This window comes from Vibrio sp. J502 (assembly GCF_025397955.1).
GTDB classification, from domain to species: Bacteria; Pseudomonadota; Gammaproteobacteria; order Enterobacterales; family Vibrionaceae; genus Vibrio; species Vibrio anguillarum.
On the sequence record NZ_CP104554.1, the window covers coordinates 2,037,502 to 2,049,535 of the forward strand.

Sequence of the window (12,034 nt, forward strand, 5' to 3'; positions counted from 1 at the left end):
GGCTTTAGGAAAGAAATTACAGCTAGGTCAATATTTTTCATAAAATTGACGTCAAAATCGCGGAAAATTATTTCAAATGGTAAAAATGCACAAAGCCAGAGGAATCTCTGGCTTTGCTTTATCATCCGATTTAGACCGATTTGACAGGAATGACATCGCCACCCATTTGTTTCATTTTGGTCCGTTTGGTTCTATCAATCACATCACCCACTAGCTGCCCACAAGCGGCATCAATATCATCACCACGAGTTTTACGCACCGTCACTGTGTGTTCATACTGCATCAGTGTTTTTTGAAAACGGTCAATACGTGAATTACTCGGTTTTTTATAAGGTGAACCGGGATAAGGGTTAAATGGGATCAGGTTAATTTTGCACGGCGTGCCTTTCATCAACTTAGCCAATTCGTGCGCGTGGTCCATATCGTCATTGACGTGATCCAGCAACACATATTCCACCGTAACCTTGCCACGGTTTGCATTTGAAGTGGCGATATAACGACGCACTGAGGCCAAGAAATCTTGAATATCCCAGCGATCATTGATCGGCATAATTTCGCTGCGTAATTTGTCATTGGGTGCATGCAATGAAATCGCTAATGCAACATCGATTTGCCCTGTCATTTGATCAAGACCAGAAACCACGCCCGAAGTCGACACGGTGACACGACGTTTTGACAAGCCAAAACCTAAATCATCCAGCATGATCTCTAACGCTGGGATCAAGTTTTTCATGTTGAGCAAAGGCTCGCCCATCCCCATCATTACTACGTTAGTAATCGGACGACGACCCGTCTCTTTCTCAAGGCCAATTTCTCTCGCTGCGCGCCAAACTTGCCCGATAATTTCAGACACTTTGAGGTTACGGTTAAAACCTTGCTGAGCCGTTGAACAGAATTTGCATTCCAGAGCACAGCCAACTTGGGAAGAGACGCACAAAGTCGCTCGGTCTTCCTCTGGGATGTAAACCGTTTCAACATCTTGATCTCCTACACGCATCGCCCACTTAATCGTACCATCAGACGAATGTTGTGCTTGTGAAACGATCGGCGCGCGAATTTCACAGCGTTGCTGCAGTTGCTCACGCAGTTTCTTGTTGATATTGGTCATTTGTTCGAAGTCATCACAACCAAAATGGTAGATCCACTTCATGACCTGATCAGCGCGGAACGCTTTTTCACTGAGCTCTTCAGCAAAAAATTTACGCAGACCTTGGCGATCAAAATCAAGCAGATTGACTTTTTCAATAGTCATGTGGCCTCTCAACGACGGAAACAATAAATAAGGGCGCGAATTGTACAGCCTTTATGCAGTAACAACAAGAGTTGTACAACCCTTCAATTACTAAGTCATTCAATGCTTGGCGGATTGTTTTTACTCTACAGCTCCCAATCATACGAGTATAAAAAAGCCTCACAACGTGAGGCCTTAATCGAAATAATTTGGCATAGAAAACGCCAAGATTAACGAGAGAAAATCTCTGATTCTGGGAAGAAAAAAGCGATTTCACGTGCCGCCGATTCAGGACTATCACTGCCATGAACTGAGTTATGGCGCATGCTTAATGCGTAATCAGCACGAATGGTTCCACATGCCGCTTCTTCTGGGTTAGTTTTACCCATTAATTCGCGGTAACGAGCAATAGCATCTTCACCTTCAAGCACTTGAGCCATGATAGGCCCAGAGGTCATAAATTCTTTTAGTGCTGGAAAAAACGCTTTGCCTTCATGCTCAGCATAAAAGCCGCTCGCTTGCTCTTCGTTCAAATGTACCATTTTCGCAGCGATAATACGCAAACCTGATTTTTCGATACGGTGATAGATTTCACCAATCAAGTTACGTTCTACCGCATCGGGTTTAATGATAGAAAATGTTCTTTCTAGAGCCATAAGGTTATCCTTTTTCTTTTGTTTTTTTAGTTATAGTGAACCGCCCAAAACAGAGAGTTGAGCAGTTTTTCATTATTGAGCTTGGTCGGTCAAAATGCGTGCTAATGTACGCACCCCCATCGCCGTTGCACCTGCGGCCCATTTATCGCTTGCTGATTTGCGGTAAGTACCAGCGCAATCAAAGTGCAGCCACCCTTTTTTGTAATCTTCAACAAAGTAAGAGAGGAAGGCCGCTGCGGTACTTGCTCCCGGAGAATAGTCACCTGAGCTGATGTTAGAGAGATCCGCAAAGCTTGAAGGTAACATAGAGCGATGAAACTCAGCCAAAGGCAGAGGCCATAAGCCTTCTTTCTCTTGGTGAGCTGCCACCAATGCCTGCTGGGATAAGCTCTCATCAAAGCTGAGTAGTGCATGGTAATCATTGCCGAGTGCATTTTTAGCGGCACCCGTTAATGTCGCGCAATCAATAATAAGCTGCGGTTTTTGCTCGTTGGCATAAATCAAGCCATCGGCCAATACTAGGCGGCCTTCTGCATCGGTGTTCATTATTTCAACTGTGGTGCCGTTTTTATAAGTGATGATATCACCCAGTTTCAAGGCGCGTCCGGAAACCATATTTTCTGCACAACACAAAATGAGTTTCACACGTTTATTAAAACCACGCATGATAGCCAAACCAAGACCACCGGTGATCGTTGCAGCGCCCCCCATATCCGCTTTCATCGCCGACATAAAGTTGGACGTTTTTAAACTGTAACCACCAGAATCAAAAGTAATGCCTTTGCCAATTAAGCAAGCAAAAACAGGAGCACTCTCTTTTCCTGTCGGATTGTAATCGAGTTGCAGCATAGCTGATGTGCGCTCGGAGCCACGCCCAACCGCATAAATACCTTCCCAACCTTCGGTGAGTAGATCTTTATCTTTGACAATGCGGTAGCTGACATGCTCAGGCGCTAGCGATTTGATGAACTCAGCCGCCATGGTCGCTAACTGACGCGGCGCGACTTCTTCGGCGCTTTTATTGATGATATCGCGCGTCCATTCCGTCGCTTTAATACGATATTCTAACTCGGCTTGATCTGACTCACTCAGCGGTTGCCATTCTAGTGTGTTGAGTTTTTTCGCTTCACGATAACCTTGGTAGAAAGCCCAAATATTTTCTAAGTGCCAACCGTCACCTTGTAGGCTGATAGCTCTGATAGCTTGCCCATCAAGCTTACGAGCCGCGCGCTGAACCGCGCTGAGTTCATGCTCACTCTCAATAGCATGAATTGTGGCACCATTTTCTGAAAACGAAACAATCGCCTTTTCTCCCCACTGAGGCTGGGCAGCTTGTTGGCTGATAAATACGGACATCTTTGTAGACATGGTTTCTCCTTGCCTGAATATGGCCTCACCTGTGCCATTACGATTAAATAACCAAGGGATGTTAGCATTTTGTAGGGTCAAAATGTCAACTTGATAAAAAAACGGACCATTCGGTCCGCTCTTTTTAGTTAAAATTGTTAACTCTGTGATGTTTTACTGAATAACCATCATGTTAGCAATAGTCTTAGTCGATCTCTTCCATCCAACATAGAATAATCGCTTCGAGAATTTTTTCGTTGGAACGGTTTGGCTCATCATCAAACTCTTCCAGTTCCATCACCCACTGGTGTAGATCCGTAAAACGTACATTTTTAGGATCTACGTCTGGGTATTGCTCACAAAGCTCGATCGCAATGTCACGAGAATCGGTCCATTTCATTTTGCTTTCCTTTTACAAACAGTCAACGGGCGTTAATACGCTCAATAGGATTAATGATCTTCAGAAGCCAGATTGAGTGTATACTTTGGAATTTCAACCACTAAATCTTCGTTAGCGACTCTAGCTTGGCAGCCAAGGCGAGATTCAGGTTCAAGACCCCACGCTTTATCAAGCATGTCATCTTCCAACTCATCACTCTCATCAAGTGAGTCAAACCCTTCGCGAACGATAATATGGCAAGTCGTGCATGCGCAGGATTTTTCACACGCATGTTCAATAGCGATACCATTTTTCAGCGCCACATCCAGTACGGTTTCTCCTGCTTGCGCTTCCAGAACGGCACCTTCAGGACAAAGCTCTTGGTGAGGTAACACAATAATCTTAGGCATAATTTTTCTCTTTAAATATCATCTACCGATTGACCAGCAAGTGCACTGCGAATGGATTTATCCATACGGCGTGAAGCAAAATCTTGGCTGGCTTTGTCTGTCTCTTTAATTCCTTGCTCGATGGCATCGGCGCTATCACCATTACGCAGCACAATTAAATCTTCTATTGCATTCAGAAGGATCTGCTTTTCTGACTCAGATAACAATTCATCACCATCGGCCTGTAAGGCAGAGATCAAACCTTCGATAACACGATCGGCTTCTACACGTTGCTCTGCCAGAGCGCGAGTCTGCATATCTTGTTTGGCAAACGTCATCGAATCTCGCAGCATATTTGCTACTTCATTATCACTCAGTCCATACGAGGGCTTAACTTGAATTTCCGCCTGAACTCCCGTACTTTTTTCCATCGCTGTCACGGAGAGTAAACCATCTGCATCAACTTGATAAGTTACGCGGATATGCGCGGCACCCGCCGTCATTGGTGGAATACCTTTTAGTGAAAAACGAGCCAATGAGCGGCAATCGTCTACCATCTCACGTTCGCCCTGCACCGTATGGATGCTCATGGCTGTTTGACCATCTTTGAAGGTGGTGAATTCTTGAGCTTTCGCAACAGGAATGGTGGTGTTACGTGGGATGATTTTTTCCACTAAGCCACCCATGGTTTCAATACCCAGCGACAGGGGAATGACATCCAGCAGTAACATTTCTGAATCGGGTTTATTACCCACCAAAATGTCGGCTTGAATTGCTGCACCAATCGCGACAACTTCATCAGGGTTGATGCTAGTTAGTGGTGTGCGACCAAAAAATTCACCAACTAAATCTCGAACCAATGGCGTACGAGTTGAACCGCCGACCATCACCACTTCCAACACTTCATCTGCAGTAATCTCGGCATCTTTGAGTGCTCGACGACACGATAGTAAGGTTCTTTTTACTAGTGGCGTGATGAGTTGGTTAAACTCATCGCGAGTTAAACGCCCTTGCCAACCCAGCACAGAAACCTCGATACTATCAGTATCAGATAAGGCAATTTTCGCTTCGGTGGCCGCATCAAGCAATGCTCGTTGCTGCTCAGCAGTGAGCGGTTCAGCTAAGCCGATTTGGCTCAAAAAATGGTCAGCAATCAAATGGTCAAAATCATCACCACCGAGCGCGGAATCGCCACCAGTCGCGAGTACCTCAAACACGCCTTTCGACAGACGTAAGATAGAGATATCAAACGTACCGCCACCTAAATCATAAACCGCAATCACACCTTCTTGCGCTGAGTCTAAGCCATAGGCAATCGCTGCTGCGGTAGGTTCATTGAGTAAACGCAGTACGTGCAAGCCGGCAAATTGAGCGGCATCTTTGGTGCCCACGCGTTGCGCATCATCAAAATAAGCAGGTACGGTAATCACCACGCCCGCTAATTCACCACCTAACGACGCTTCGGCACGCTGAGCAAGAGATTGAAGAATATCGGCGGAAACTTGAATCGGGTTCTTATCACCTTGCGCCGTTTGCAAAATAGGCAAACCGTTGTCACTGGCTTTGAAGCGATAAGGCAATGTGGGATAACGCGCCTGAATGTCAGCCAGTGAACGGCCGATCAAACGCTTCACAGAAATGATGGTATTGGCAGGATCAACTTGCGCGTGTGCTCTGGCATCAAAGCCTACGCAACGCTCTTGAGCCGAATAGTGGACCACCGAAGGGAGGATCGAGCGTCCTTGTTCATCAGCAAGCGTCGTCGCATTACCGCTTCGAACCGATGCGACTAATGAGTTGGTTGTCCCCAAGTCGATACCCGCTGCGAGTTTATGCTGATGCGGCGCTGAGCTTTGACCGGGTTCTGCAATTTGAAGTAATGCCATGGGTTGGTCCTTATTATCGAACTAGCCGAGTAACTGTTCTTCGACTCTTTCTATTTCATTTTTGAGCTTGGCAATAAATTTAAGCTTGCGAACCGTATCAGCCGCAAGGTTCCATTGAGCCTGATTAAGTTGTTGCTCAACCAAGGTAAGATGCTGTTTATACATCTTGCTAACTCTGTTTTCAAAATCGAATAACGCACTTTCAACATCAGACTGTGAGGCGATGGCTTCAAGCTCTTCTCGCAGCTCCATTTGCTCCATTAAAAACAGCGGATCTTGCATGGTTTGGTGTTCTGCGCGTAACTCTATGCCTTGTTCAAGCAACAAGTATTCTGCGCGACTGATCGGCGATTTTAATGTTTGATAAGCATCATTGATTTGTGAGGCGTTTTGCACAGCAAGCAGGCGATCTCGCTCAGACGCAGTGGCAAAATTGTCGGGATGAAACCGTTTTTGCAGCGCACGAAACTGAGAAGAAAGAAGGCTACCATCCAGTGCAAACTGACTTGGTAGCCCAAATAATTCAAAATAGTTCATTAACACATTGCTCCTAGTGCTCGACACTAGGCTCAAGTGAGCCTAGTCACGCCGAAAGCCAATCCGTTACACGTTGAAGCTTTCACCACAACCACATTCGCTTTTTGCATTCGGGTTGTTGAACTCAAAACCTTCGTTTAGCCCTTCTTTGACATAGTCAAGCTGTGTGCCATCAAGGTAGACGAGGCTTTTCGAATCGATAATCACTTTGACACCATGATCTTCAAACACTTCGTCTTCTTCGTTAACGTCATCAACGAATTCAAGCACGTAAGCCATACCCGAGCAGCCTGTTGTTTTCACTCCAAGACGTAAACCTACGCCTTTGCCTCGGTTATCTAGGAATGCTCGAACGCGATGCGCTGCTGTTTCAGTTAAGGTAATGGCCATACTACAACCTTAGATTCTTAGTTTGAACTTATGGGAGTGAACCATCATTCACTCCCTTAATATTATTGTTGGTGTTTCTTTTTATAATCGGCAACGGCAGCTTTGATCGCATCTTCCGCCAAAATCGAACAGTGAACTTTCACTGGTGGAAGCTCTAGCTCTTCCGCGATTTCAGAGTTCTTAATGGCTGCCGCTTCGTCAATGCTCTTGCCTTTCACCCATTCAGTAACCAGTGAGCTCGAAGCAATCGCGCTACCACAACCGTAGGTTTTAAATTTTGCATCTTCAATGATGCCTTCTGGCGTCACTTTAATTTGTAGCTTCATTACATCGCCACAAGCTGGAGCGCCAACCATACCACTACCAATGGTTGGATCTTCTTTATCAAAAGAGCCAACATTACGTGGGTTTTCATAGTGATCAATTACTTTTTCGCTGTATGCCATGATAGTTACCTCTAATCCTCTATTTCCTTGGGAATAAACCAGTGCCTTTTAAAGGACTAGTGATGTGCCCATTCAACGGTGTTTAAATCCACACCCTCTTGATACATATCCCATAGAGGAGACATGTCACGTAATTTGCTTACGGCTACGCGGATTTGTTCAACGGCGTAGTCCACTTCTTCTTCGGTCGTAAAACGGCCAAATGAGAAACGAATCGAGCTGTGCGCCATTTCATCGTTCAAACCAAGCGCACGCAATACATATGACGGCTCTAAGCTGGCCGACGTACAAGCACTACCTGATGATACCGCTAAGTCTTTTAAAGACATCAGTAGCGATTCGCCTTCAACAAAGGCAAAACTAATATTCAGGTTGTGCGGAACACGCTGATCTAAATCGCCATTCACACTCACGGCTTCCATGTCTTGTACACCAGCGAGTAGACGGTCACGCAATGCTTTTGCGTGGTCAAAATCTTTTTGCATGTCTTGCTTAGCAATACGGAATGCTTCACCCATACCTACGATTTGGTGCGTTGGTAATGTGCCTGAACGGAAACCACGTTCATGGCCGCCACCGTGCATTTGCGCTTCAAGACGGATACGAGGTTTACGGCGAACATATAATGCGCCAATCCCTTTAGGTCCATACGCTTTATGCGCTGAAAGGGAGATAAGATCCACTTTCATTTCTTGCACATCAAGGGGAATTTTACCGGCAGATTGCGCTGCATCTACGTGGAAAATTATCTTGCGTTCACGGCAAAGCTCACCGATCGCCATGATGTCCTGAATTACGCCAATTTCGTTATTCACGTGCATGATCGACACCAAAATTGTGTCATCACGCATTGCCGCTTCTAATTTTTTTAGATCAATCAAGCCATTCGATTCTGGCTCAAGATAGGTCACTTCATAGCCTTCACGCTCAAGCTGACGACATGGATCAAGCACCGCTTTATGCTCGGTTTTACAGGTAATGATATGCTTACCTTGCTTGGCATAGAAATGCGCCACACCTTTGATCGCGAGGTTGTCTGACTCTGTCGCACCGGATGTGAATACGATTTCGCGAGGATCAGCATTAAGCAGTTCAGCAATTTGCTCACGCGCAGTGTCTACGGCTTCTTCTGCCTGCCAGCCATAACGGTGCGATCGCGATGCTGGATTACCAAAAACACCATCCATCGTCATGTACTGAACCATCTTTTCAGCCACGCGAGGGTCAACTGGACAGGTAGCTGAATAGTCAAAATAAATAGGCAGTTTCATTTTCTACTCCAATGTAAACATTGCCGCTATGAGCGGGCATTAAGACCTACGGGCACCGAGCCGATAATCACGGTATTGGTATTTTTATTGGTTAACCCGTGGTTCACCGTCAGGCCCAAGCCTTGGCGGTCAGAAATTTCTAGTACTTCATTATCAATCATTAACTCGCCAAGAGTAATGTTGTTCAGAAAGTCACTAATGCGAGAGCTAAGATCTCGCCATAACGTATGTGTTAAGCAGCGAGTGCCACCTTGGCAGTCGGCTCTTCCATTACATTTTGTTGCATCAACTGATTCATCAACAGCGGCAATCACAGTACCAATCGAAATTGAGCAGGCATCTGCACCTAAGCGGTATCCACCACCTGGACCACGCACACTAGCAACTAGCCCCGCTTTACGCAGTTTAGAAAACAGCTGCTCAAGGTAAGAGAGCGAAATGCCTTGCCGTTCGGAAATATCCGCCAGCGGCACTGGGGTTTGTTGCGAATGCAGAGCCACATCTAACATGGCTGTAACCGCATATCTTCCTTTAGATGTAAGTCTCATATCACCGTATCCACATTGATTATGTGGTTGGAATTTTTCCATACCCGATTAAATAGGTCAAGTATTTATTTGACTAATTTAGTCAGGTATTTAACCCTATTATTAATCTGGATAATTATTGATTGTTGCGATGCTTCTCAATTGAGGTCAACACACCACGTAATATATTGATTTCTTGAGACTCTGGACGCGAACGAGAAAATAGCCGACGGAGTTTATTCATGATCTGTCCCGGCTGTTCCTTTGAAATAAACTGTGTCTGTATCATTACCTTTTCAAGATGCTGATAGAACATTTCTAATTCGTGATGCAGAGGATACGCTTCTTCTGGCTGGGCTTGATAACCTTTTTTTTCATTATTTAGATAGGCAACACGCACCTCATAACTCAATATTTGTACGGCCATAGCAAGGTTTAACGAACTGTATTCAGGATTAGCCGGAATGCACACATGAAAATGGCATTTTTGCAGTTCATCGTTGGTCAGCCCGGTTTTTTCTCGGCCAAATACTAAAGCAACCGGGTATTGCTGCCCCTCTTGCGCCAATTTTTCCCCACATTCACGCGGTTCAAGCATTGGCCATTCTAAAGTTCGTGAGCGAGCACTTGACCCAACCACCAGGCCACAATCTGCGACAGCCTGCTCTAGCGTATCCACGACCTCCGCATTTAAAGCGATGTCGCTTGCTCCAGCAGCTAGAGCGATCGCTTGAGCGTCTACCTCGCATTGAGGCGAAACCAAAATCATTTTACTTAGGCCCATGACCTTCATCGCTCGGGCAGCAGAACCAATATTTCCTGAATGAGATGTCCCTACTAAAATGATTTTTACATTGTCTAGCATTACGTTGTACGCCACTCTATTTTAAACGACAGAATACTAACATAAACCTGACTAAAATGGTCAGGTCCTTTAGCTACACATAAACAACCGAGCAAAAAATAGCCACTTCCTTTTTAATAAAACTTTGTTATACTGCTGCCCGCTTTTTCGTTCTTTAACATCCGTTGGGAAAACTGTATGCATCCAATGCTAAACATTGCTATTCGCGCTGCGCGAAAAGCTGGTAACCATATTGCTAAATCACTAGAAAATACTGAGAAAATCGAAACAACTCAGAAAGGGACTAATGACTTTGTTACTAACGTAGACAAAGAAGCAGAAACTATGATCATCGATACAATCAAAAGTTCTTACCCAGAACACAGTATCGTTGCTGAAGAAAACGGGCTTATCGACGGTAAAGATAAGGACGTTCAATGGATCATCGACCCACTGGATGGCACAACAAACTTCGTCAAAGGTTTACCCCACTTCGCCGTTTCCATCGCGGTTCGCATTAAAGGCAAAACAGAAGTTGCTTGTGTTTATGACCCAATGCGCAATGAGCTGTTTACCGCTCAACGTGGTGCTGGTGCGCAATTAAACAACTCACGCCTTCGTGTTAAACAGTTAAAAGATCTTCAAGGCACTATTCTCGCTACTGGTTTCCCATACAAACAAAAGCAACATGCCGAATCTTTCATGAAAATCATGTCTGCACTGTTTGTTGAATGTGCTGATTTCCGTCGTACCGGTTCTCCTGCGCTTGATTTATGTTACCTAGCTTCAAACCGTGTCGATGGTTACTTTGAACTGGGTTTAAGACCTTGGAATTTAGCCGCTGGCGAGCTGATCGCTCGTGAAGCAGGCGTTATTCTTACCGATTTCTCTGGCGGTACTGAATACATGAAATCGGGCAACATTGTAGGTTCAAGTGCCCGTGGTGTTAAAGCGATTCTGAAACACATTCGTGATAACGGTAACAGCGCTATTCTTAAATAGGTTGCACTAAATACCATCAACACCGTCAAAATTGATTCAAGCCTCGTATAGCAATATACGAGGCTTTTTTAGTTTCGTTTTATACTTTGCTACTTAGAGTGACAGCGGTGAGATGGTTAGAAAAAAGCCGCAGAATATTCTGCGGCTTTGGCTATTTAAGAAACTTTCAGTCTGCTAAGGAAGTTCGTCGAACTCCGCACCCTCTTTTTCCACTTGAGGTGGAAGTAGGTGCTCACGGGTAATTCCTAATTTCAATGCCAACGCTGATGCGACATAGATAGATGAATAAGTACCCACGGTGATACCGAGCAGTAAAGCGGTGGCAAAACCATGTATGTTCGCCCCACCTTGCACAAAGAGTGCGATCACCACCAGCAAGGTGGTTCCCGATGTAATCAAAGTCCGGCTCAAGGTTTGGGTAATTGAGCTGTTCATGATCTCGGCTGAATCACCTTTACGCAATTTACGGAAGTTTTCACGGATACGGTCAAATACCACAATCGTATCGTTGAGCGAGTAACCGACAACGGTCAGCAAAGCGGCAACAATCGTTAAATCAACCTCAATTTGCATGATAGAGAAGATGCCAAGCGTGATGATCACATCATGTGCCAGTGACATCACCGCGCCCGCAGCGAGCCGCCATTCAAAACGAACGGAGACATAAAGCAAAATACAGATGAGCGAAGCCAAAATCGCTAAGCCTCCGGCTTCAGCTAATTCATCGCCCACATTCGGGCCAACGAACTCAATGCGGCGCATCTCGACACTTTTTCCTGTCCCCTCTTTAATAGCAGAAAGAATTTGGTTGCCTAACGTCTCGCCAACCATGTCAGCACGTGGACGAAGACGGACCATCACTTCGCGCGCGGAACCGAAATTCTGCACCGTCGCATCGCCAAACCCTTTCGCTTCCAAAGCACTGCGGATATCTTCAAGATTAGCTGGGTGTTCAAACCCAACTTCAATCAAAGTACCGCCGGTGAAGTCCAGTCCCCAGTTCAACCACTTGGTTGATAAAGTGAAAATAGACGCACCAATCATTAAAAGAGAGAATAAAAACGCAAATTTAGACCAACGCATAAAGTCGATCGTTTTATCTGCTTTTAGAATCTGAAACATAGTAATT

General features: G+C 45.3%; 14 protein-coding genes. 1 reads left to right on the plus strand and 13 read right to left on the minus strand.

Features of this window, described 5'->3' with window-relative positions:
- Positions 1-130 precede the first annotated feature (130 nt).
- The 12 genes from N5E84_RS09415 to trmJ all read right to left on the minus strand — a co-directional run bounded on the left by N5E84_RS09415 (position 131) and on the right by trmJ (position 9,924).
- On the minus strand, positions 131-1,252 hold the full coding sequence (locus N5E84_RS09415; RefSeq protein ID WP_026028096.1) for a bifunctional tRNA (adenosine(37)-C2)-methyltransferase TrmG/ribosomal RNA large subunit methyltransferase RlmN: 1,122 nt from the start codon (positions 1,250-1,252) through the stop codon (positions 131-133).
- A 209-nt stretch (positions 1,253-1,461) separates the two neighbouring features.
- Complete coding sequence (ndk, locus tag N5E84_RS09420) at positions 1,462-1,887, minus strand: nucleoside-diphosphate kinase (protein WP_013857494.1); 426 nt, start codon at positions 1,885-1,887, stop codon at positions 1,462-1,464.
- A gap of 72 nt (positions 1,888-1,959) precedes the next feature.
- Positions 1,960-3,255 (minus strand): aminopeptidase PepB, encoded by a 1,296-nt coding sequence (pepB, locus tag N5E84_RS09425; RefSeq protein WP_026028095.1) that lies wholly within the window; start codon positions 3,253-3,255, stop codon positions 1,960-1,962.
- 184 nt (positions 3,256-3,439) lie between these two features.
- Entirely contained in the window at positions 3,440-3,634 is a 195-nt protein-coding gene (gene iscX, locus N5E84_RS09430) for a Fe-S cluster assembly protein IscX (RefSeq protein ID WP_010320404.1), read from the minus strand.
- Between the two features lie 50 nt (positions 3,635-3,684).
- Complete coding sequence (fdx, locus tag N5E84_RS09435; RefSeq protein ID WP_010320405.1) at positions 3,685-4,023, minus strand: ISC system 2Fe-2S type ferredoxin; 339 nt, start codon at positions 4,021-4,023, stop codon at positions 3,685-3,687.
- Positions 4,024-4,034: 11 nt separating this feature from the next.
- Entirely contained in the window at positions 4,035-5,888 is a 1,854-nt protein-coding gene (gene hscA / locus N5E84_RS09440) for a Fe-S protein assembly chaperone HscA (RefSeq protein ID WP_019282106.1), read from the minus strand.
- A gap of 21 nt (positions 5,889-5,909) precedes the next feature.
- Positions 5,910-6,425, minus strand: coding sequence for a co-chaperone HscB (gene hscB / locus N5E84_RS09445; RefSeq protein ID WP_026028094.1), 516 nt, complete (start codon positions 6,423-6,425; stop codon positions 5,910-5,912).
- Between the two features lie 66 nt (positions 6,426-6,491).
- Positions 6,492-6,815, minus strand: coding sequence for an iron-sulfur cluster assembly protein IscA (gene iscA / locus N5E84_RS09450; RefSeq protein ID WP_010320408.1), 324 nt, complete (start codon positions 6,813-6,815; stop codon positions 6,492-6,494).
- 62 nt (positions 6,816-6,877) lie between these two features.
- Positions 6,878-7,261, minus strand: coding sequence for a Fe-S cluster assembly scaffold IscU (gene iscU / locus N5E84_RS09455; protein ID WP_010320409.1), 384 nt, complete (start codon positions 7,259-7,261; stop codon positions 6,878-6,880).
- A gap of 56 nt (positions 7,262-7,317) precedes the next feature.
- Complete coding sequence (locus N5E84_RS09460; protein WP_013857499.1) at positions 7,318-8,532, minus strand: IscS subfamily cysteine desulfurase; 1,215 nt, start codon at positions 8,530-8,532, stop codon at positions 7,318-7,320.
- Between the two features lie 26 nt (positions 8,533-8,558).
- A complete protein-coding gene (gene iscR / locus N5E84_RS09465) occupies positions 8,559-9,080 on the minus strand; it encodes a Fe-S cluster assembly transcriptional regulator IscR (protein WP_026027698.1) in 522 nt (173 codons plus the stop codon).
- 115 nt (positions 9,081-9,195) lie between these two features.
- Positions 9,196-9,924 (minus strand): tRNA (cytosine(32)/uridine(32)-2'-O)-methyltransferase TrmJ, encoded by a 729-nt coding sequence (gene trmJ / locus N5E84_RS09470; protein ID WP_029388207.1) that lies wholly within the window; start codon positions 9,922-9,924, stop codon positions 9,196-9,198.
- 177 nt (positions 9,925-10,101) lie between these two features.
- Here trmJ and suhB point away from each other — a divergent pair, with 177 nt between their 5' ends.
- Complete coding sequence (gene suhB, locus N5E84_RS09475) at positions 10,102-10,905, plus strand: inositol-1-monophosphatase (protein WP_013857502.1); 804 nt, start codon at positions 10,102-10,104, stop codon at positions 10,903-10,905.
- Positions 10,906-11,079: 174 nt separating this feature from the next.
- Here the strand turns inward: suhB and secF are convergent, their stop codons facing one another.
- Positions 11,080-12,027, minus strand: coding sequence for a protein translocase subunit SecF (gene secF, locus N5E84_RS09480; RefSeq protein WP_013857503.1), 948 nt, complete (start codon positions 12,025-12,027; stop codon positions 11,080-11,082).
- Positions 12,028-12,034 lie beyond the last annotated feature (7 nt).

What these genes read in the sequence shown, in the direction of transcription:
- N5E84_RS09415 (WP_026028096.1), bottom strand. Translation starts at nt 1,252, where the DNA reads ATGACTATTGAAAAAGTCAATCTGCTTGATTTTGATCGCCAAGGTCTG.
- ndk (WP_013857494.1), bottom strand. Translation starts at nt 1,887, where the DNA reads ATGGCTCTAGAAAGAACATTTTCTATCATTAAACCCGATGCGGTAGAA.
- pepB (WP_026028095.1), bottom strand. Translation starts at nt 3,255, where the DNA reads ATGTCTACAAAGATGTCCGTATTTATCAGCCAACAAGCTGCCCAGCCT.
- iscX (WP_010320404.1), bottom strand. Translation starts at nt 3,634, where the DNA reads ATGAAATGGACCGATTCTCGTGACATTGCGATCGAGCTTTGTGAGCAA.
- fdx (WP_010320405.1), bottom strand. Translation starts at nt 4,023, where the DNA reads ATGCCTAAGATTATTGTGTTACCTCACCAAGAGCTTTGTCCTGAAGGT.
- hscA (WP_019282106.1), bottom strand. Translation starts at nt 5,888, where the DNA reads ATGGCATTACTTCAAATTGCAGAACCCGGTCAAAGCTCAGCGCCGCAT.
- hscB (WP_026028094.1), bottom strand. Translation starts at nt 6,425, where the DNA reads ATGAACTATTTTGAATTATTTGGGCTACCAAGTCAGTTTGCACTGGAT.
- iscA (WP_010320408.1), bottom strand. Translation starts at nt 6,815, where the DNA reads ATGGCCATTACCTTAACTGAAACAGCAGCGCATCGCGTTCGAGCATTC.
- iscU (WP_010320409.1), bottom strand. Translation starts at nt 7,261, where the DNA reads ATGGCATACAGCGAAAAAGTAATTGATCACTATGAAAACCCACGTAAT.
- N5E84_RS09460 (WP_013857499.1), bottom strand. Translation starts at nt 8,532, where the DNA reads ATGAAACTGCCTATTTATTTTGACTATTCAGCTACCTGTCCAGTTGAC.
- iscR (WP_026027698.1), bottom strand. Translation starts at nt 9,080, where the DNA reads ATGAGACTTACATCTAAAGGAAGATATGCGGTTACAGCCATGTTAGAT.
- trmJ (WP_029388207.1), bottom strand. Translation starts at nt 9,924, where the DNA reads ATGCTAGACAATGTAAAAATCATTTTAGTAGGGACATCTCATTCAGGA.
- suhB (WP_013857502.1), top strand. Translation starts at nt 10,102, where the DNA reads ATGCATCCAATGCTAAACATTGCTATTCGCGCTGCGCGAAAAGCTGGT.
- secF (WP_013857503.1), bottom strand. Translation starts at nt 12,027, where the DNA reads ATGTTTCAGATTCTAAAAGCAGATAAAACGATCGACTTTATGCGTTGG.